12 protein-coding genes are annotated in these 21,429 nt (G+C 35.8%); 1 reads left to right on the forward strand and 11 read right to left on the reverse strand.

Annotation, left to right across the window (positions count from 1 at the left end; genetic code table 11):
- Positions 1-250: 250 nt before the first annotated feature.
- The 8 genes from D1B33_RS03705 to D1B33_RS03740 all read right to left on the reverse strand — a co-directional run bounded on the left by D1B33_RS03705 (position 251) and on the right by D1B33_RS03740 (position 13,666).
- A complete protein-coding gene (locus D1B33_RS03705; RefSeq protein WP_118874972.1) occupies positions 251-3,202 on the reverse strand; it encodes an S-layer homology domain-containing protein in 2,952 nt (983 codons plus the stop codon).
- A 494-nt stretch (positions 3,203-3,696) separates the two neighbouring features.
- Complete coding sequence (locus tag D1B33_RS03710; RefSeq protein ID WP_118874973.1) at positions 3,697-4,518, reverse strand: hypothetical protein; 822 nt, start codon at positions 4,516-4,518, stop codon at positions 3,697-3,699.
- 123 nt (positions 4,519-4,641) lie between these two features.
- Positions 4,642-5,988, reverse strand: a complete 1,347-nt coding sequence (locus D1B33_RS03715; RefSeq protein ID WP_118874974.1) for a TraB/GumN family protein — start codon at positions 5,986-5,988, stop codon at positions 4,642-4,644.
- Positions 5,989-6,339: 351 nt separating this feature from the next.
- Entirely contained in the window at positions 6,340-6,720 is a 381-nt protein-coding gene (locus D1B33_RS03720; protein ID WP_118874975.1) for a DMT family transporter, read from the reverse strand.
- Between the two features lie 161 nt (positions 6,721-6,881).
- Positions 6,882-7,196: a hypothetical protein gene (locus tag D1B33_RS03725; RefSeq protein ID WP_118874976.1), complete on the reverse strand. Its 315-nt coding sequence runs from the start codon at positions 7,194-7,196 to the stop codon at positions 6,882-6,884.
- A 68-nt stretch (positions 7,197-7,264) separates the two neighbouring features.
- Complete coding sequence (locus D1B33_RS03730; protein ID WP_118874977.1) at positions 7,265-7,543, reverse strand: hypothetical protein; 279 nt, start codon at positions 7,541-7,543, stop codon at positions 7,265-7,267.
- Positions 7,544-7,847: 304 nt separating this feature from the next.
- A complete protein-coding gene (locus tag D1B33_RS03735) occupies positions 7,848-11,594 on the reverse strand; it encodes an S-layer homology domain-containing protein (protein WP_118874978.1) in 3,747 nt (1,248 codons plus the stop codon).
- Between the two features lie 677 nt (positions 11,595-12,271).
- Positions 12,272-13,666 carry an N-acetylmuramoyl-L-alanine amidase gene (locus D1B33_RS03740; protein ID WP_118874979.1) on the reverse strand — a complete coding sequence of 465 codons (1,395 nt, stop codon included), beginning with the start codon at positions 13,664-13,666 and terminating at the stop codon, positions 12,272-12,274.
- 323 nt (positions 13,667-13,989) lie between these two features.
- Between D1B33_RS03740 and D1B33_RS03745 the strand changes: the two genes are divergently transcribed.
- Positions 13,990-15,924, forward strand: a complete 1,935-nt coding sequence (locus D1B33_RS03745) for an S-layer homology domain-containing protein (RefSeq protein WP_118874980.1) — start codon at positions 13,990-13,992, stop codon at positions 15,922-15,924.
- Between the two features lie 246 nt (positions 15,925-16,170).
- On the opposite strand, the gene D1B33_RS03750 is transcribed toward D1B33_RS03745, so the two are convergent.
- The 3 genes from D1B33_RS03750 to D1B33_RS03760 all read right to left on the reverse strand — a co-directional run bounded on the left by D1B33_RS03750 (position 16,171) and on the right by D1B33_RS03760 (position 21,110).
- The gene (locus D1B33_RS03750) at positions 16,171-19,056 is read right to left on the reverse strand and encodes an ATP-binding protein (protein WP_118874981.1); all 2,886 of its coding nucleotides are present in this window, start codon (positions 19,054-19,056) and stop codon (positions 16,171-16,173) included.
- Positions 19,043-19,414: a response regulator transcription factor gene (locus D1B33_RS03755; RefSeq protein ID WP_118874982.1), complete on the reverse strand. Its 372-nt coding sequence runs from the start codon at positions 19,412-19,414 to the stop codon at positions 19,043-19,045. The genes D1B33_RS03750 and D1B33_RS03755 overlap by 14 nt, the downstream gene beginning before the upstream one ends.
- 79 nt (positions 19,415-19,493) lie before the next feature.
- The gene (locus tag D1B33_RS03760; protein ID WP_233549374.1) at positions 19,494-21,110 is read right to left on the reverse strand and encodes a GGDEF domain-containing response regulator; all 1,617 of its coding nucleotides are present in this window, start codon (positions 21,108-21,110) and stop codon (positions 19,494-19,496) included.
- Between the last annotated feature and the right edge of the window lie 319 nt (positions 21,111-21,429).

Genomic DNA, 21,429 nt, shown 5'->3' on the forward strand with positions numbered 1-21,429 from the left:
TATTTGGTTCTATTTTACTGGTGGATTGTTAAGGGAGTGTTAAGGGGGATGGAGGGATTGTAAAATATTCTAGTAAGCTTAAATTTTTTTTAATTTGTTAATTTGAAATTGAATTAGAACTTCACCCTTTCCAATTCTATTATTCACTATTAATATTTTAAAAAAACACCTCATATCTACAAACAATAAGTTGTAGTATGAGGTGTTTACGACTTTCACTAGAATTCTAGCTTTAAAGTTGTATTAAATATTATTCAGCAGTAACAGTTGTTGCAGTTACTTCTTTAGTTCCCTTTGTAGCGTTACGTTCAGAATCTTCAACTTCACCTACAAGTGTAACTTTTGGAGTTGTAGTTCCAGCAGTATTATCTGCTACAGTTAAAGTTACAGTATCATCTTTAGTAGCGATAGATTTAATAGTGTAACCTTCAACAGTGAAGTCACTTTCTTGTACAGAAGCTACATATAAATCTTCAGAGAAAGTAATTGTAACTGTATCATCGTTTTTATCTCCAACTGTTCCAGCAAATGTTGCAGATTCTAACATAGGTGCATATTTATCATCAGCTCCTGTTGTAGAGAACAGTACAGGAGTACCGAATACGTTTTCAGCACTTTCAGTTGCTTTAGCATCAGTAGTACGTACAGCAACATTAGCTGCAGTTGTATCTTCAATTTCATTTACTGTTAAAGTAATGTAAGTTTTACCATCTGATACAGATGTAGAAATTGCAGCAGGAGTTGCCCATACTACAGCTGGTTGTCCAGCTTGATCTTTAGCATTAGTATCTAATGTATATTCAAAGTCATTTACAGTAGCATTAGTAATAACTTCATCAAACGTTAGTCTGATTGAGTTTTTACCAGTTACTTCAACTGCAGCTACATCTACGTTAGCAAGTGCAACAACATCAAGAGCTGTTTCAAAGTTTTCGATGTAGTTACCATCCGCGTCTTGTACACGACCAACTGTAACTGTAGAATCACCATCAACATTATCGGCTTCAACAGTAATGATAACAGCTTTATTACCATCAACAGCTGTAACAGTGTCATCCCCAGTTAAAGCTTCACCGTTATACTTATAGTTAGCTTTATTAGTAATTGAATCAGCTTTCATAACTTCACTGAATTCAACCTTAATTTTGTCTGATGCAATTTGTTTCACTTGGATTCCATTAGTTTCTGAATCAGTATCAACAATTGTTGGGGCAACAACGTCATTAACTGAAACATTTGTAGTGAAATCTGCAATTTTATTTTCACGAATAGAAGCATCAGTTACATTTTTAACTGTTAATGTATAAGAACCACCGTTTAAAGGAGAAACTGCTAGACGGTACGTATTACCATTTAAGTTAGTAGCACTTGTAATTGCAACTGTTTTTCCAGCTGCATCTTTTAATGTATAGTTTGCTTTATTATCTGCACCCTCAACAGTTTCGCTGAAAGTAACATCAATTTTTGTATTATCTGTAGCAACAACTTTGCTTACCGTTGGAGCAGTTGTATCAGCTACTACTGTAGCATTTAATGTTACAGCTTCAAAAACATTTCCTGTTACATCCTGAATTTTTGTCCCTTTTTCATCTTTATATGAAACAAAGATTTTTGCGTTTCCAGGTAGTGGATTTTCAAATGTCAAAGTTACTTCGTTACCATCTACAGTAACATCAGATGCTTTATAAGCAGCAGTTCCTTTGAATGTATGATAGTATTCTACATTCGCGTCGTCAGCGTTTAGAACGTCTTCACTGAATTCTAAAACAACTTGTGTTTCACTTGCAGATTTAACTGTAGCTGTTGGAGCTACTGTGTCTAATACATAGTTGAAAGAGTTAGTTGCCTTTTCGATAGCAAAGTTTGCATAATCACTACCACCAGAAACTTCTAGGTTATGAGAACCTTCAGTAAGGTTAGTACCTAAAGTTAAAGTAGCTTCTGAATCTCCAGCAGTCCAAGTAGTGTTAACAATAGCTAATGTACCGTTATCTAACTTGTAGCTTGGAGCTGTTTTTAAAGGCTCAGAGAATTGAACTTTTAATGTTTTTGGTCCAATTGCTTGAACTGATGATACAGTAGGAGCGGTTGCATCAAAGAATTTCACTGCTTTAGTAGTTTTAGCTACAGCTGTACCAGCTGCATCTTTTACATTAGCAACAGTTAACTCTTCAGATGCTTGTTGATTAGCATTAGCAGTTAGTGTAAGAACAACTTTGTTCCCATTAGCTTTTGCATCTGCAACAGTTAAACCTCCAGTTAATGTATAGTTAGCTTCATTTTCTGCAGTTTCCGCATCTACCTCTTTGTTGAAAGTTACTTCAACTTGTTTAAGATTAAGCGCGCTAACAGCAGTAACTCCAGGATTTACAGCCTCAACAACAACTTTCACAGTTGCTTCAAGTTCTGTACCCTCTACATCACCTTTAACAGTGTATTCGCCTGCTTTTTTTGTATCTAATTTAGCTGTATCCCACTCAACAGCTTTTTGAGCTTTTTCACCGTTAGAAAGAGTTACTTCAACTGTTTCAGGAAATTTTACTTCTTCCCCTTCTTTAACAGTGATTGTATTGATAGCGCTAACAGATTCTACTTCTAAAACACCTTCAATTGTACGGTAAACCATAGTTGCGAATTCTTGGCGAGAGATTTCGTCTTGAGGAGCCAAACGAGTTCCTTTACCGTTGATTACTCCGTTTGCTACTGCAGTTGAGAAGTACTCAGTTGCCCAGCCAGGAACTGTTGCAGCATCTCTGAATTTAGAAAGATCTGCTTCGCCTTCTAATCCGTATGCAAGTACGATAACTTTTGCAGCTTGTGCACGAGTTAATTTATCTTGCGGTTTGAATTTCCCGTTACCCATTCCTTCAAATAACTCCGGAGAAGTTGCTACTACTGCGTCATAGAACCATTGCCCTGGAGCAACGTCAGAGAAGTCTTCTGTTCCAGTTGCTTCTAAACCTAGAGCTTTGTAAAGAACTTCAGCAGCTTGTGCACGTGTTAAAGTACCAGTTGGATTGAAGTATCCGTTTTGGTCACCTTGTAAGATGTTGTTGTCAGTTAAGTATTGAACAGCTTCTTGTGCCCAAGATGATACGTTGTTGAAATCTTTTAAGTCCGCAGCTGACGCTACTGGTACGATTGCTGATGCTACTAATGCAGCAGTTGCAGTTGTTGCGAAGAATTTATGTTTCTTAGCCATGTTTATTATTCCTCCGTGAATTGTAGTATTTTGATGTTATTCTTGAAAACTTCTAAGTTGCCTTAATATGTATCTCATATTTCAAGAATAATAGTTTCGTAAAAGTATTATTACAAGAAAAGCAAAAATGAAAAGTAATAGAAATAATCTTTCATAAATTTGCCTTACAAACTTATAATAACCTCTATTGGAAAATAAATAAATACCAAAAAAACTAGAAAATTATTCAGAAATTGGTAATTTAGGAGGAAAGAACTAAAACGGGTTTTTGGAACTAATTATATTAGAATAGTAACTTTCCATTTTTTAACGCTTTCCAATAAAAAGCGAACCCGACTGTCAACAATCGAATTCGCTCCATTCTTTTTCATAGTCTTTCATAGGAATATTAACTACTATTTCCCTTGATCAATAGTTTCCACGCAATAATATAATAACCATTAGTAATTTATGTAAATAAAGCCAAGTAGTAAAAACGATTCAAATTTAATTTACTATTTATATAGTTCTTCAACTAAATTTAGGCTTGGTTTATAGGCAAACTTCAGGTTATGCAATAAAACGTTTTGAAAACTAATGTCCTGTAATGAAGATTCTGAATTCTCTTGTTGTTCGGTTATGATAGATTGTATGCTGTCCTCTTTCGATTCAGCTACTACTGTTGCAGCAGAATCAGTCGATGTAGGGAACGAACCAGCAACCAATGTTTCGATGTGTTCTTTCAATTGTTGATTTTCCGCAAAATAAGCATTGTCGTACCACATGTTCTGTGCGAACTTGCCCTGGCTTGCAGCAAGTGGCGAATTCCATTTACTATCAAAATACTCATCGCTCGGTTCCGCTACACCATTTGCTGCCGCAATTTCTGCCGTATGATTTAAGCCGACCACGTATGGAACAATCCCGGGCGCACGATTAAAATCAGCAATTGCTTCTTCCAAGCTTTTCGTCCACGTCTCAATTCCTTCTAAATCGTTCTTAGCCTGTGCTTCTTTTAAGGCACCGATTTTCGATTCAATCAGATTGCCATAATACACTTTGTTCGGCTGGTATTGTCCATTTACTTGTTCATACCAGGCTGGATGCTGCTTTGCTTCAAATTCGTTATAATCCGACCAATCCTCATTTGCAATCGAGCTTAAAATCAATTCATCCCGTTTTACTTTCACATCAAATAGAGGATTAACTTTTCTTGCTTCATCACCGAATACAAGGTTCCAATTACTCTCGGAACCTTGGTTTGACTCCCTTTTTATGTACATTCCATCAATTGGAATACGACTCCCAATTCTGTCCAGAGGTTGCACAGATTTCATCTCCATCCACCATTAAATATAGTTACCAGTATTATACCATAGAAGTTAATAGATATTGGAAGCTTTGTTATAGAAAAAAGTACCAGGCACACAAACAATTCAGGATTGTGCACCTGGTACGGATTATTGATAAAATGGCTCCACTGAGTAGCCGGCTTTTTCTAAATGGTAGCGGATGTTTTGATCCACTAGGAAGTGGCCTGCTCCTACAACAACAAAGTATGTGCCTTCTTCCTCTTTTAATATTGATTGGATTTTTTGCGCCATGTCTAGGTCGCGTTTGCCAAAGAGCATTCTATTATATTCACTTGGTTCCCCTTCCATTTGCTTCAAACTTTCTGCAAATGCCGAAACTTCCCCTTTTTTCCAACTATCAAACCAATCTTGCATAGACGGTCCAACCGATTCGGCAGGAGGCTCTAAAATACTATCTATCACTTCTACTAGAGATTGTTCCTGTGCTTTGGGAGTAAGGGCCTCAAACATATCCACCTGCGCTTTTGTTCCTTCTAGCTCAATAATTGTTTTATCCTTAAGCAGTGCACTTAACAAAAAGTACATATCTATGCCATGCATCGCCATTTCCTCACTCGACAAACCAAAAGTTTCATCTACCCCAAGCATTGAAAAAGCGCTTGATAACAGCCAAGGCTTTTGTTTGACCAGTTGTTCCATTGGCATATTGTAAAGTTTAGCAACCTTTTCAATTTTAGCAAAAGTTTCTGCACTAACATGATCTTTTAGCGTTGTGCCATCTGTATATAGCGCTTTTTGCGCGTAATAGTCAAGACCTTCCGGATCCAGAATATTCGCTTCAACCAATAGCGCATCCGACTCTTCAAATGCAGTTAATAACTTTTTGTTGAAAGGATAAAGTTCTGGCGTACCCAAATGAATCGAACCTAATAAGTAAACCAACGTATCTTCATCTTCTACTGTCCAAGCAACTCCTTTAGAGCCTTGTTCTGCTAAGTGGTAAGTATCCTGGATGAATCGAATCGCCAGCACAACCGCATTTTCCGTCGTTGACTTTTTCCCTAATTGAAGTCCCTTTGTTGAGCCTTTTAAAATGTTTCGTTCTTTCATATAAGCAACCGCATTGTTGCCTACCGATAAATCATAGCGTGCAACAATGTCATACAACCGATTGACAATATCCCCTCTTGTTGTGCCTTTTTTATTGGCAATCGGGCGATACTTTTTATTTTCGGGAAGTTGCAATGCTGCAATTTTCTTCTCCGTTAAACGAATCAGCTCATCTGCTTTTTTTGCCGTGATGTCACTTCTAAATCCATCATAGTACCATTCAATTGGATAAATCCCGTATTTTTCCCCTTCATTTAGCGTCTCAATCGCCCAAGCGCTAACATCGGGTGCACTTTCCTCCGCTCGGATTGCAGGCACAACGGACGTTAAAATCAGCACGAAGCCCAACATTGATGCGGTTAAATGTTTGAACATTCCTTTCATTCTCCAGTCCCCTTTCGACTCGTTTGAATAAATTACCTTGGAACAACAAAAAAGTAAAATATTACCTGTAAAGTATACCATGTCAAAAGGGTCTTTTTGTAAAGAAGTTTTTATAGTAAAAGACAAGATCTGTAAGTATGCTATGATTTTCTTATACTTCACAGACTGAAGATCCTAGCAATACAAATAGAAAAAGGCACAAAAAATAATAGAGTTTGTAAGAAGTGAATGAAGTTTTAAATTAGTAGATGGGATTGGAGAGGAAGAAGTGGGTAAATGATAGACCGATTTATACTAGGCTTCGATTCGGTTGTAAAATAAAAAAAATCCTTCTATATAATAAGTAGGTTTTTAGGTTTCTCTATTTTCATTAATTGAATTCGATTGACTTGCCTGATGATCAGTCACTTCATTCCCTGGTCCAAACAAATTTAAAATCACAACGCCCACAAGAATAAGGATAATACCTAAAATGCTTGCACCATTAACTTTCTCTTTCCAAATTAAAATGGAAATAATCGTCGTAAAAACAATCCCCAACCCTGACCAGATTGCATACACAGTATTCAAGGGAATGGTTTTCAGAGACAACGACATAAAGAATAAACAACTAACAAAAGCGATGATTGTCCCCATCGTAGGGTATATTTTCGTAAATCCTTCCGATGCTTTTAATAGAGAAGAACCAATCAGTTCCCCAACGATTGCAAGGAATAGGTAGAGATATGACATGGGTATTTGTCCTCCTAAGGATATTGGTTATAAAAAAATTATCACCTTCATTATTCTGATAGTTTTACAGTACCTTTCAAACGTTTTTTTTGTCAATTAATTAAAACAATTCATACATTGTTTACAAAGCCAGTTTTCAGTTCCGGTATTTTGAATATTCACTAATGAGTAATAGAGTTAGATAACTCTCCTTTTCGCAATCTACAGCGATAGTAATCTATTTCTTCAATTCTATATTTTTCAATATTTTCAAGTTCAAACACATTGTTTAACCTTCCAACTACGTCATCACCTTTCTCGAAAACAAAAAGAGCTTGCACTAATGGCAAGCGAAAGTTCAGTAAATAGATGTCATCATAATTTTCTGCATCATATATTCCAAGGCAGTCCTGTTCAATTTCTTTGATCAGGGCCATGGGTAATGTTTTCTCTGCCCTTAGATACTCAATATCAGCTAAACATTGAATGATTCTCATTTATTTTCCCCTCTTTCATAAATCTTTTATATAAATCCATTGCGTTTTGTTTTTCTTCTTTTAATGTATTAATGTAATACTTCACCGTCATATTGATGCCTGCATGTCCTGCAAGTATCATGTTTTCGATTTAGGAATCTCTTTTTGTTTTTCATTTTTCCGGAGGCTAGATGAAGTTGATCTAAAGCATGAGTTATTTTTTTTATTTCTACTAAATCGTTCGAAATCTCTTTTAATTTACCATCTTGTGCTTTGGAGCTTTTATTGAATGATAAATTTTGTTCATCAAAGTTATTTACCAATTCTTTTAAAAAAGATTGGAACACTTCTTGCTTTAAGTTTTTCATTTCATTTTCTATTTTATCGGTAGCTTCAATGAATCTGTTTTGTAATTCGTCCCTAGTTTATGAAGTTTTTTTAAAAAGTTGTTTAATCGCTTAAACTCTTAAACTCTTAAACTTTGAATTTAAATCGCATTTTAAAAGCCGAGGCATTTTCAACTCTTCAATATACTTACAATTCCCTTCAAAAGTTCCCATAATTAAAATTAAAAAAGCCCTATGAAGATTTCTCCTCATAGAGCTTTTTCTCACCCAGTCTTCTTCTAATTAACTATTTGTTAGAATCATTTCTGAATTCATTGAGTACAATTTATAATGATGATTGTACCTCTAAATCATCTGGATCAGTAATATTAGAATCATCAGATGGTTTAACAGCTGATAGATTTAAAGCAACGCCATAGATATCATTTACTTGAATATCAGTTACAACACTAGTACCAGCAACGATATCATGATCTGCTCCTAATGTAATTTCTAAAGTATCTGTAGCAGCATCATAAGTAGCAGTTGCCCCAGTACCTAAAGTATTACCATCTGCAAATGTAATACCTAATGCTGTTACATCAGCAGTTGCTAAAGTAGCTGGTAAATCTAACTCATCGCTAAATACAAATGTAAGAGTGTCAGTATCATCTACAGAAGCGTAAGTGATAGATTCGATTCCAACAGAGATATCGTCTGTAATTGCAGCAGTTTCTAAATATCCACGAATTGCAGCATTAACTTCGGACGGAGCAGCATAAGCTTTATCTGCTTCAGCAGCAATTGACTCTAATACTTTGCCTTGTACACGTGGGCTAGTAGCTTTAAGTGCAGTTAAGTTAACTCCTGAAATGCCTTCTAAAGCAGCTAATACATCTTCATTAGAAGTAGCAGCTGTAGTTTCATTTAACTCAGCAAATGTAGAACTTGCTTTTGCTGCTCTAATTGCAGCAGTTAGTCCATTTTGTAAAGCTTGTAAATCTGCATAAGTTCCTGCTTCAATTGCAGTGTTAACAGCTGCAATTTCAGTTGAATCTGTTAATGCATCGTACTCAGATAAATCAAGTCCAGGAACTTCTGCTAGCTTAGTCGGTACAGCTGCTAATGCTGCTGCTTCGACTGCATCAATTGCAGCTGCAACTTCATCTGCATATGAAGTTTGATAAGCATTTCTTAGGCTAATTTCAGTATAGCCTGCTCCGATACCATTGAAAACATCAGTTGCAACAGCACGTTTTTGAGTAGTTGTTAAGTTATCAAAAGTAGGTGTTAATCCAGCAGTTGCCAAAATTCCTTCTACTTCAGTTGCAGAATTTGCATAGTTAACTCTGTTAGCATAATCAGCTAAAGAAGCTGCATCTTCAAGGATATTGAATTTAGCTTTAGAAGAGTCAGTTGCTTTGTTATAAGCTACTTGAGCTCCAACTTTAAGTTTACCTTCAAAGTATGCTTCATCAACTCCAATTGAAGAACCTTTATAGAAAAGATCAGCATCTTTGTATGAAAGCTCAACTAATTGACCTTTTACTAATAATGTTACTTTGTTGTCTGTAGTATTAACAGCGTGTACAGCACCAGTTAAAGTAGCATTGTCAGCTAATGTATTGAATGTGATAGAACCAGATTTTGCTTCTAGAACATTGTCTGTTGTTGTAGCTGTAAAGTCTACAGTTCCTTTAGATGAAGATACATATACTGTAACTTTACCATTTGTAGCTGTTACTCGGTAAGTTTTACGGTTATTCTCTCCGCTAATTACCGGTAATTCTGCACCGCCAGCTGTTGCTGATACAGTGTAGTTAGCAAATGCTTCTGTAAAGCTTAGTGTAGAAATGAAGTCATCTGTTGTTGAATTATAGTAAGGGAATCCGTTTTGATCCACTGCAATATATTCAACTTTCGCTACATCATTACCAGTAATTGAAGTTACTTCTTTACCAGTTTCTACAGATGTAATTTTTAGTTTAGATGCACCAACTGTAGCATCACCGAAGTATACAATTTCACCAGTTGCTTTTGCATCTGAACTGTCGATTTTAGCTGTATCGTTACCGTTATTATAAACTGCAATCGGAGTAGCATAATCATTTACCGCACCACGAATAACGAATGTAGCTTGACCATTTTTATCAACAGTTACAGGAATAGCATCAGAAATGTTGTTTGAATCAGCTCTTACAACATTATGAGTTGTAGTTTCTTTACCATCGACTACTTTTGTTAAAGTTACATTATGGTTAGAACTATTTGAGTTACCAGTTGATGCTTTATCGAAGTAAATGTAAGCAGTTGTTCCTTCACCTGCTACTTTACCATTTTTATCTTTAAGAGTTACAGTATACTCGCGTCCACCGATACCAGTACCATTATTAGCATTACGAGCTGCAGCCTTTTGTACACCTTTAGAAGAAATACCGATTTCAACGTTTTGGTTTACTGAGAATGTTACAGTTGATGCAGTAGCTTGTAAATCAGTTGCATCGTACTCTAATTCTTCTTTAGTAGAAGTTAATGCTGATACATTTAGTTTAGAATCTTCATGATCATAAACAATTGGAGTTACAGTAGCATCTGCACCAGTTAATGTGAAGTTACCTACTCCATCTGAATTTAATTTTACTAAAGCAACTTGGTGACCACCAGTTGTTACCTCAAAAGGCACACCGTTAGAAATTTGTGTTAAAGCACCAGTTGAAGAAACGCTATATACGTTAGCATCTGTGAACTTAACACCTTTTACAACTTTGTCTGGTGCAACATTAAGATTTTCTTTGAATGTTACTGCTACATATTCGCCAGCATTTTCTTTAGAAGTTACTTGGTAAACTTTAGTGTTTGAGTTAGCAATTGTAGAACCTTCTGTTACATCTTTAACAGCCAAACGAGCAACATCAGCCCAGTAAACTTGAGCAGTTCCACGAGCGTTTGCTTTACCAGTAGCATAAGCAGTTACAGTGTCTTCAGTGCGTTTTGAGTTGTATTGAGTATATGAATAAGTAGCAACACCTTGATCGTTAGTATAAGCTTCAGCTACAAAATCTTTACCGAAACTACCTGTTGCATTGTCAGCATTAGAATCAATGTTGAAAGTTACAGGGATACCTGCTTTAGATTGACCTTCAGCAACAGTTACTTGTGCAGAAACAGTTACTTCTTGACCATAAATACCTTGTACTGATTTATTGACAAAGCTAACAGCAGTTGGTAATACAGCAGATACACCTTTGAATTTACCAAGTGTTTTACCATCGTTTGTTACTGTATATTCTTTACCGCCTTCTTGAGTAGAAGTAGTTAATACAGCTACAGAAGCGTCAGTTTGTTTTACTACCGCGTTTTTCACTTCTAAACCTTCGATTGCAAAGTCAAGAGCATCGATGTCTTCGATGTTTTCTTTGAAGTCAACTTCAACAGTAGTAGCGTTAATTGCTTTTACAGATGCAACGTCAGCATTTACAGTATCAGCGTCGATTGCACGTTTAACCATTGTAGCGAATTCAGCACGAGAGATGTCGTCGCTAGGAGCTAAACGAGATCCTTTACCGTTGATTACTCCGTTTGCTACTGCAGTTGAGAAGTAGTCAGCAGCCCAAGCAGGAACTTTTGCTGCATCTGTGAAGTTAGAAACGTCAGCTTCACCTTTTAAATCATAAGCAATAACTAAAACTTTTGCAGCTTGAGCACGAGTTAACTTTTGGTTTGGCTTGAAGTTGCCATCTCCGAAACCTTCGAATAATTCTGGAGAAGTTGCAAGTACTGCTTTGTAGTACCAGTTAGTGTTAGTTACGTCTTTGAAATCTTCAGTTCCAGTAGCTTCTAATCCTAAAGCTTTGTAAAGAACTTCCGCAGCTTGTGCACGAGTTAATGTACCGTTCGGATTGAAGTTTCCTTTTTCGTCACCTTGTAAGATGTTGTTGTCAGCTAAGTACTGAACAGCATCCTTTGCCCAAGATGGTACAGTATTGAAGTCGTTTAATTGAGCAGCTGATGCTACCGGTACGATTGCTGATGCTACTAATGCTGCAGATGCAGTTGTTGCGAATAATTTACGACCTTTGTTTTGCTTTGCCATTCATTTATTCCTCCCTGAATTTGAAAAAGTTATATTATTCCGAAACTATATTACTAGGATAATACTCACGAATGTATGTATTATAGTTTCTTTGAATAATAGAAAACAAAGTAAATATAGTAATAATTCTACACATATTAGGCATTATCTTACTTTATAGTAGATTTTTTACCATTTTGGTAGATTCATTTACTTACTCCAAAAGTATAGCACTAGCAATTTACAAATTCAAGCCGCTATTTCAAGATTTAGGAATTCACCCAGGTATTAGGATATAATACTGGTAAGTATTGTACATTATGGAAGCTGGTATAATACTTTTTGGTAATGTTATACAATACTTACTCTCCCAATGGATTTCCCGCAAAAAAAGAATAGGATTTTTTTACAAAAATCCTATTCCAAAAGCCACTCCCTACCCACTATATTCTTTTCTTAAGATTTTATGACAAATGTTTCAAATATTACAAAGGAGTTTTTACAACGTTTATCGTTTAATGAAAAATGGGTATCAAAATAATGACAATTACTCCATTAAAATTTCGTACCAACGTTAAACGCTCTATGTATTTCAAATGTCTGGCAAAAAGATTACAAGAAGCTCCAAGTCGTTATATTGTTGAAAAAAAAACTTGCAGTCTAAGCCGAGATCGACTTTTCCTGCAAGCTAAGATTTCTTATTTACCTAACCATTTATAGTAATCCATGATTCCCAAATAAATGGCTTGTGCTGTTTCTTTTTGGTGTGAATTGATATAAGTGGCTTCTGCCTTGTTTGAAATAAAGCCCATTTCCACTAGAACTGACGGGAGTGTATTTTGGTAGATTACTAAGTAATTCGCCGTTTTTACTCCACGGTCTCTTGAGTCAAGGGTATCCAACAAGCGGTCTTGAATAAATCCAGCCAAAGCCGAACTTTGATTTACTCTTGTTGAACTTCCACCTTTCGAATAAAACGTTTCTGTTCCGTTTGCTGAAGCAGAAGCTGCATTCATATGTAGGCTGACAAATGTATCCGCCCCGGCGTTTTTGGCGATTTTTGGTCGGTCATCCAATGGAATAAACTTGTCCGTTGAACGAGTCATCACCACTTTGATTCCGGCTGCTTCTAAATATTTCTTAAGTTCAAGTCCTACTCCAAGAACAATATCTTTCTCTCTCAATCCATTTCCAACTGCACCCGGATCATGTCCGCCATGACCAGGGTCAATGGCAATCACTTTCCCTTTCGTTGTGCTAGCGGATGCAACGGTTGGTTTTGTGGAAGAAAGATAAGCTGTATGTACATAACCTTTTACATTTCCATTTTCGATAAACGCCCAATCTCCACTACTTCCATAAGCAGTAATCGAAGCACCTTTCGTTAAAGAACCAATTCGATCGTAATTTGCTCCCGGGCCTTTACGGACATTCAAACTGGAAGCTGTTACATATTTCGTTGAGCCTTGCATTTTAATCGGCTCTACTTTGAAATCCGGATTTAACGCACGCGCAAGCATAAGTGAAAATTCAACTCTGGTAATCGAGCTGCTTGGTTTGAACGTGCCATCTGTATAACCGTTTGTGATTCCGGCATTTGTCACTCCTGCTATAGCTGCTTTTGCACCTGAAGCTTGAGGCATGTCCACATAGAATACATCACCTGAATCTGACAAATTGAATGCACTGGAAATCAGATAAGCCATTTCCAATCGTGTCATATTTTTTGTCGGACCAAATGTTCCATTGCCGTACCCACTAATAATGCCTTTATCATTTGCTGATTGAATATAGCCTGCAGCATATGAATTAGGGTTGACATCACTGAATACCGTCTGTCTTGGCGTTGAGCCGTCTAACTTTAAAGCTCTCCCCATCATTGTTGCAGCTTCTTGGCGAGACACTAACTGATTCGGTTTGAACGTTCCATCTTCATATCCAAAAATGATGTTTTTTCCTATTAAATAGTTCACTTCCTCTTTGTATGCATTCGGTATATCAGAAAGCGAATTTGCGGAAGCAAATTTGTTGGGAATAATCACTAAGCAGAGCAGCATGAGAAACAAACTATACAAAAACCTTCTTCTTTCCATCGTTGGTTCTCCTAACCTCTTTTCTTTATTTTTTCAAATACGCCTTGGCATATTTTCGACCCTTTCGGCCCCGATCCTTAACTTTATTCAGTAATGGTAGATTGCTATATTTTTCTTAATTATCCTACTATTAGAAGTAGGGGTAGCTTACTGAATAAAACTAAGGATATTCAAAATATACCATAATTCTACATTGGTTACGACAAAAAGTAAGCATAAAGGGAAATTTCTCCTATAAAATTTTATAAATCTTCCCTATTTTTTTAGTTAATTGTTTGGTAGTTTTATATAGTAAAGGTTATTTATAGAAAAGGAGAAATAAAATGAATAAAAAATTATCTATTGCATTAGGGCTTGGGTTATTTGCTTCTTCCACTCTCACTGCACTTCCAGCAAATACATACGCTGAAAACATCTCAAATCACTGGGCCTACGAAGCGATGAGCTCGCTCATTGACAAAGATATATTAAAAGGCGATGAAAAAGGGAACTACTCGCCAAACAACAATGTTACACGCGCTCAATTTGCTAGTTTCCTAGTTAGAGCTTTGGAGTTATCCCCTGCTTCCACAACTGTCAGCTTTACGGATGTGAAACAAGGAGATTGGTTTTACGAAGATGTCAGTGTGGCTGCATCACATGGTTTGGTAAATGGGATTGGTAAAGGAAAGTTCGGTCCAAATGCCAACATTACTCGTCAAGAAATGGCTGTTATGATTAAAAGCGCCTTGAATTATTTAGGGGTACAAGCAACGCCATCGAACCATGTTTTTAAAGATGAGCAGAAAATTGCATCATGGGCATCCTATGCTGTGGATTCTGTAGTTGGTGCGAATATCCTTGCTGGCCGAGAAAATAATAACTTCGCTCCATTAGCGAATTCAACACGTGCTGAAGCAGCAACTGTTATTTATCGTGTACTTAATCTAGATGTAAATACGGGCACGCCTGGTACTGGCGGTAAAGAAGAGGAAAATACGAATACGCCTATTGTTAGCGGAAAAGAATATGTTACACAAACGGTTGCTTCAAGCTTTGATGCCGCACTGGCAAAACAAGCAAACAACAATCCAAAGGTGGATGGTGGCGGAATCTTTACAGCTGCGCAACCTTTGGTGGCTTATTATATGAATCCAGGAAACTTCAAAAAGGATAGTGTGGAATATTATCAATTCTTAAAATTATCTTCTGCCGTTGAAGGGCTGAGTGTGAACAACATCAATAACAATGTGCTTCAAAATAAGGGGATTTTAACTGGAAAAGCAGAGGCTTTTATCGAAGCGGGCAAAACTTTTGATATAAATGCCATCTATTTAATGTCACATGCGCTGCATGAAACGGCCAATGGTGCTTCAAAATTGGCAAATGGAATCGAAGTTGGGCTAAATGCGGAAAATAAGCCTGAAATGGTAACCGATGCTAACCGTGAAAAACTGACGAACATTAAAAAGACATATAACGTGTATGGAATTGGTGCCGTGGATAAGGATCCAAATAAATTCGGTTCAGAGACAGCCTACTCGTACGGTTGGTTCACAATAGACAAAGCAATTGTGGGTGGAGCCCAGTTCGTGAAAGAGAGATATATCGGAATTGGACAGGACACATTATATAAAATGCGTTGGAACCCGGAAAATCCGGCTTCTCACCAATATGCAACACATGTGATGTGGGCAACGATTCAAGCGAAAAAGATTCGGGACATTTATGCATTAACCGATCCGGATGAATCGACGAAATTAGTCTTTGAAGTTCCAAAATATGAAGCTCAACCTGCAACATCCCCAATGCCAAGTGCTGAAATTCAGTACGCAGTTGACCCTGGATTGAACGGTGCAACGGGAATTGTTCAAGTGACGACTGTGAATTTAAATGTGAGAACTTACCCTGTGAATGGTACGGCCTTTACTTCATTGCCAAACTTATCAGAAGTAACAGTGCTTGGCGAAAATGGCGGCTGGTACAAAATTTCCGTAAACGGCAAAGAAGGCTGGGTGTCTGGTCAATACTTAACATTTAAAGATGCATTAAGAGTAAAAAATAATGTTACTTCCGGCCTGAAGGTTCGCAGTGAAGCAAACACTTATAGTGCGGTAATCGGCGGCATAAAAGCTAACGGTTATATCCTTGGCGTTAAAGATAAGGATGGAAACTTTGTTAAAGATTCCACTGGAAAATGGTACAGTGTTCTTTATAACCAGCAACCGGGTTGGGTATCTGCGGATTATATTCAAGAACCAAGTACTGCGAAGAAATAAAGATTATTTAATCCTCCTTTCGATTTGGAAGGAGGTATTTTTGCATGAATGGAAGTAAGTATTATTGCTTATACAAAGAAAAAAATTCAGCACGATGGACACTTGATCCATTGTGCTGAATTTTAAGATTTTATTTTTATCTTTACAATCATATTCAGATAAGGACCTTCGATGTTTTAGCTTTTTAACATAAATAAAAGCTAATGATGATTATTACTTTTAAAATACCATAAAAGGATTTTCTCTTTAATGAGGCATCAAAATTTGTCCGTTCTTTTCATTAGATTTTAAAGTTTGCTTAATCAGTTCGGATAGATGGCTTGGTTTGTAAGGTTTTATTAAGTAATCTTGTGCTCCCAAGGAAAATCCTCGTTCTTTTTCTTCGAGTGCGGTTGATACGAAAATAGGGATATTTGCTAGTTTTTTGGTTTCTTTCATTTGTTTCATAATTGTCCAACCATCTATTTCATCCGAAAGCATTATATCCAAAACAATCGCATCGGGCGTTTCTTTTCTCATTTGTTCCAATGCTTTTTGGCCACTATTTTGAAAGTTTACATGAAAACCACTCTCTTGCAACTCGTGGTTCAAGAGTTCTGCAAGGCTTAAGTCATCCTCTATGACCATTATGGAGTAATTTAACATGGAAGTTTCTTTGTCATTTACACTATCTTTATTGGCCTTCATCGAAGTTTTAGGAAATTGCGTAGTAAAAGTACTTCCCTTCCCGTACTCAGAGCTTACAGTAACCTTGCCACCGTGCGCCTTGGCAATTTCTTGTACAATCGCTAGCCCTAAACCTGTACCCCCAATTTTCCGTCTGTCGGAATTATCTACCCTATAAAACTGCTGGAATAAATTAGGTATAGAATCCTCTGGGATACCAAGCCCTTCATCCTTTATATCAATAGATACATTTTGATTATCACCATAAATGCGTATTAAAATGTTCCCCCCTTCCGGAGAATATTTGATCGCATTGCTTAATAAGTTCGTAAAAACTTGTTTTATTTTATTTTTGTCTCCTAGAATAATTGTTTCTTCTAATTCTATAGAGAGCTTAATCTCGTGTAGTGAGGTGTTAACCTCTTGAAGTTCAATGACATTTTTTAAAATAGATGTAATGTCAATAAAATTCTTTTCATATGTTTGTTTTCCAGACTCCATTCTTTGTATATCAAGGAAATCATTAATTAAAGCAGTAAGTCTTTTTGATTCATTATAAATCGTTTGTAGATATTTAATTTTTCGTTCAGGCTTTAATTCTTTTGTTAACAACAACTCTGTAAATCCAAGAACACTCGCTAATGGGGTTCTTAATTCATGGCTAACTGTACTAACAAATTCAGACTTCATCTGTGATAATTCATATTCTTTCGTAATATTACGATGGACTAATAAGGTCCCGATATGTTCGTTACAGTATTTAATTGTTCTACAATACACTTCAATGACTTGATTGCTGTTATTCTTTCTGTAAATAAATGAATGTTCTTCATCGGGAGAAAGGAAAGAAGATTGAATCAAATTCTCTAAATTTTGAATGAATTCTTGCTCTTGAATTTGTCCTGCCATGATATGACTCCACTGTCCCCAAGGAAGCCCTATTATTCTTTCAGGAGTTTCAGACCATTCAAATATCTCGGATAAAGGTTTGTTAATTTGTATAATATTATGTTCAGTATCAATTAACTGGATACCTTCCTGAACAGTATTTATAATATCTTGATTTAATCGCCGATCGTTCTCTGACTGCTCAAATAAACTTATTTTTTCAAGATAAATAGCAACTTGCTTAACTAACGTTTCATACTCAGAAAGCTCATTTTCTGAATAAGGATCACCGTATCTAGATAACACTATAACGCCTGCTAGATAAGAGGAAGAGATAATAGGCAAATACAAATCGAAACTATAATTAGAAGTTTCATGATACCCCTTTTCTATAGGATGTTGTAATCGTTTCACTGTAAATGGCTTCTTTTCATTATTTAGCCGATGAATTAAACCGTCGTTATCCATATTATTTCTAAATTGTTCAACGCCAAAATCCGAAATTCCATATGAAGCAATCGCATCGTCCAGAACTGAGGAAAAGATTCCCTTATCCGATTCGGTAATTTTACACATGTTTTCAATGATACTTTGGAGAACCTCTGTTTTATTTAGAGACGTAGAAATGTGCTTAATTAACTGATTCCTTCTCATTAATTTTTGGTCTTTATCTGTAAGTGTGGCCAGTGCGTTCTGTAGTTCGGATTGCTGATCCAGGAGCGCTTCTTGTTGGGCTTGAAGTTCTTCTTGTTGGGCAATTAGTTCTTCGTTATGAGCCACCAAACTCTGCTCTTTATCCTGAATAGTATTCATCATCTTTTTGAAAGCAACTGATAAAACTCCTAATTCATCTTGCCGGTTCTCATCTATTTCTATCATCGCATCTCTGCCCGCTGCGATTTCATTTGCAGCAAAAGTAAAGTTTGCAAGTGGTTTTCCTATGCTGGCAAGTATTCTCTGGATTACTAAAATCGAAAGAATTAAGACAAAAATAGAAAAAATAATGATAGCCTTTTGTGCAATCGATTGTTTTTCTGCCAGCTCTTCAGACAAATCTGTTAGTTTTTCTTCAAGTAGATTTTCATAAAATCTGTTTTGCTCTAGGAATTCTTTCACTTTATAAGTTACCGAATTATCATGAAGGTCAATACTAGGATCTTGATTCTTTTCATATTCATTCATAATAAGTGGAATTAGTGTAGCAAAATAATAAGATGTAAAACCATCAAACTCCTGATAAATTAACTCTTCTTCTTCCGTTCCAATCAAACGATTGAGTTCTTCAAGGTTTTGTTTAACGACAGTTTCAGTTTTCAGCACATCCTCCATACTTGCTGGGACTTTAAAAGCAATAGAGTCCTGCATTATTAAAAAGTCGGAATTAAACAGACTGAAAAGAGTATTAGTGATTTGCTGTTTTTCTTTAATAATACTCTGCTGTTGAATGTATTCATCCTGCATTTTATGCTGATAATAAAATATAGACCCGCACCCGATAGCAAAAAAGAAGAGACAGATGCTCATTAATGCTAAAACTTTACGCGCTAAGGAATGATTTATATTTCTAATTATTTCCATCAAGAATATCCTCTACCAACGCTAATAGTTTCATTGGACTAAACGGCTTAGCCATAAAATAATCGGCGCCGGTTTCGAAAATTTTCTTTTGTTCATATTCCTGACTTTTCGCTGAAAGCATTAGAATTTTTGTATGCTCATTTGTTTCGGCGCAACGTATTTTTTCAACGATTTCTAGACCTGTATAGACAGGCATCATATAGTCCAGGATGACTAAATCGTATTTATTATTTTTCAAAAACTCCATTGCTTCACCGCCATCCGCTGCTACATCAATCGTAAAATCTTCATCTTCGAATATATCTACTATAAGCATACGAAGTACTTCTTCATCCTCTGCCAACAATATTCGGTTCATTTTTTTGCCTCTCCATTTCTAATTATTTAACAAACTATAATTTATTTATATCTCAATAATTGAATCAATAGTGAAACAATCATTTTAATGTGTTTAGTATTCGTTCAACTCTCACTCGCAGCTCATTTACATTAAACGGTTTTGTTACATAATCATCGGCACCTAGCCTTAGGGCACGTTCAATCTCATATTTACTATTTCGGCCAGTAAGCATTAATACTTTATATTTATTTACACTTTTCCCTTGTTTGATGTTTTGAAGAACCTCTAAGCCATCCATTTCTGGCATGATTCCGTCTAGAATTAAAAAATGGTTTACTTCTTCTTTTGCATGTGCAGAATTTAAAAAGGATGGTCCATTTTCAAATGTCTTAATATTCAATTCAAAATTTTCAATGGAAATAGAGTCTAGAACTTGAGCCAATAGTGATCGAATAATGATGTCATCATCAATAACAGAAATGTTAAGAACATTATTTTTGTAAGTATTAGATGTCATTTGCAAGCATTCTACTCTTGCTCTGCCAAGCCTCTTCGCTTCATACAGTGAGCTATCTGCTTCCTTGAGGGCTTCACTAATTTCAATCCCCATATCATCTACAGTAAATAAACCTGCTGAAAATGTTACGGTAAAGTTATTATCGTTATGCGTAAATTCAATTTGCGAAAAGCCCCTAATTAATTCATTTAAACGCTTTTTTGCATCAACATTATTGGTTTTTGGAAAGATAATAACAAATTCTTCTCCCCCATATCGAAAAATCATATCTAAGTTACGGACATTTTTCTTGATATATTGAGCAAAATCCCTAAGAACCTGGTCACCCATAAGATGACCATATGTATCGTTAATTTTTTTAAAAAAGTCAATATCAACAATACTAATTGAAAATGGCTGCTTTGTTCGTTTAAAGTCTTGGTAAAATCGGTTCAAACTTTCTAAGAGGTATTTTCTATTATAAACTTGTGTCAGTTCATCAATTAAAACTGATTCATCGAAAAGTTTCTTACGTTGCAAATGACGGTTAATTTTTGCAACAAACTCTTCAAGATCAATTGGCTTTTTGAAAAAGTCATCTGCTCCTTTTTGATAAGCTTTCATTCGTGTTTCCTTGCTGCTTTTAATACTGATCATTATCGTTGGAATGAAGTGTTTTTTATTATGTTCGTAGATTTCCTCCAATATTTGAAAACCATCTTTTTGCGGCAAATGAATATCAATAATAAGACAATCTGGCTTCATTTCAAAGTACTGTTTAACTGCCTTTTCTGGGTTTGTGTTTGTTATAACTATCCACCCTTCTCCTTCTAACACATCCTTAAGAAGAATAAGCATTGAAACATCATCGTCGATTATATGAATAACAGGAGCATTAGAATAGAGGACTGTCTCATTAAGATTTGCTAGTTCATTAGAGTTTTCGTGTTTATAGATAAATTCAATTAATGGATATAAAAAATTCTTCACCTCGAATTTATCCCAATTCTCCACCCTTCCTTCCAACTTAGATAATAATTCTGCAGAAATCTCCACTAGACCTACCAATTGAAGCGTTCCTGAAGTTCCTTTAATTGAATGTAGGAAACGATAAACTTCCTTAAACGGAATTAGTTCCGTTTCTTCAGAGCGAGCCCACTCCGATAACTTATTTTTTATATTTTGAATTAAATGGTTCCTATATTTTTGTAAATCCATAATTTCCTCCTCGATCATTACCAATTTCTCAATGCCTTTTTTATATTCTATATTTAAAAAATCTAATGTTCTTATTTTCTAAGTTTGTTGTGAATGAGACATATATTGCAGCCTCAATTGGTCAAACAAATTGCGATTATATCGTTTAATGTAGAAATTTGAAATATCGTTATTACAAATTACCTATTTTTGTGAAAAAATCTTTTTTTTACATATATAAACTTATATACTAATAAAAGTTTTAACAATAGGAAAAAGGTTACACTTCATTTTAATTTCTATTCTTTTTTTGAGATATATAATATTTTGGTGTTTTTTT

Source organism: Ureibacillus yapensis (assembly GCF_003515775.1).
Taxonomy (GTDB): Bacteria; Bacillota; Bacilli; order Bacillales_A; family Planococcaceae; genus Ureibacillus; species Ureibacillus yapensis.

What these genes read in the sequence shown, in the direction of transcription:
- D1B33_RS03710 (WP_118874973.1), bottom strand. Translation starts at nt 4,518, where the DNA reads ATGAAATCTGTGCAACCTCTGGACAGAATTGGGAGTCGTATTCCAATT.
- D1B33_RS03725 (WP_118874976.1), bottom strand. Translation starts at nt 7,196, where the DNA reads ATGAGAATCATTCAATGTTTAGCTGATATTGAGTATCTAAGGGCAGAG.
- D1B33_RS03715 (WP_118874974.1), bottom strand. Translation starts at nt 5,988, where the DNA reads ATGAAAGGAATGTTCAAACATTTAACCGCATCAATGTTGGGCTTCGTG.
- D1B33_RS03740 (WP_118874979.1), bottom strand. Translation starts at nt 13,666, where the DNA reads ATGGAAAGAAGAAGGTTTTTGTATAGTTTGTTTCTCATGCTGCTCTGC.
- D1B33_RS03760 (WP_233549374.1), bottom strand. Translation starts at nt 21,110, where the DNA reads ATGGATTTACAAAAATATAGGAACCATTTAATTCAAAATATAAAAAAT.
- D1B33_RS03730 (WP_118874977.1), bottom strand. Translation starts at nt 7,543, where the DNA reads ATGAAAAACTTAAAGCAAGAAGTGTTCCAATCTTTTTTAAAAGAATTG.
- D1B33_RS03735 (WP_118874978.1), bottom strand. Translation starts at nt 11,594, where the DNA reads ATGGCAAAGCAAAACAAAGGTCGTAAATTATTCGCAACAACTGCATCT.
- D1B33_RS03750 (WP_118874981.1), bottom strand. Translation starts at nt 19,056, where the DNA reads ATGGAAATAATTAGAAATATAAATCATTCCTTAGCGCGTAAAGTTTTA.
- D1B33_RS03705 (WP_118874972.1), bottom strand. Translation starts at nt 3,202, where the DNA reads ATGGCTAAGAAACATAAATTCTTCGCAACAACTGCAACTGCTGCATTA.
- D1B33_RS03720 (WP_118874975.1), bottom strand. Translation starts at nt 6,720, where the DNA reads ATGTCATATCTCTACCTATTCCTTGCAATCGTTGGGGAACTGATTGGT.
- D1B33_RS03745 (WP_118874980.1), top strand. Translation starts at nt 13,990, where the DNA reads ATGAATAAAAAATTATCTATTGCATTAGGGCTTGGGTTATTTGCTTCT.
- D1B33_RS03755 (WP_118874982.1), bottom strand. Translation starts at nt 19,414, where the DNA reads ATGAACCGAATATTGTTGGCAGAGGATGAAGAAGTACTTCGTATGCTT.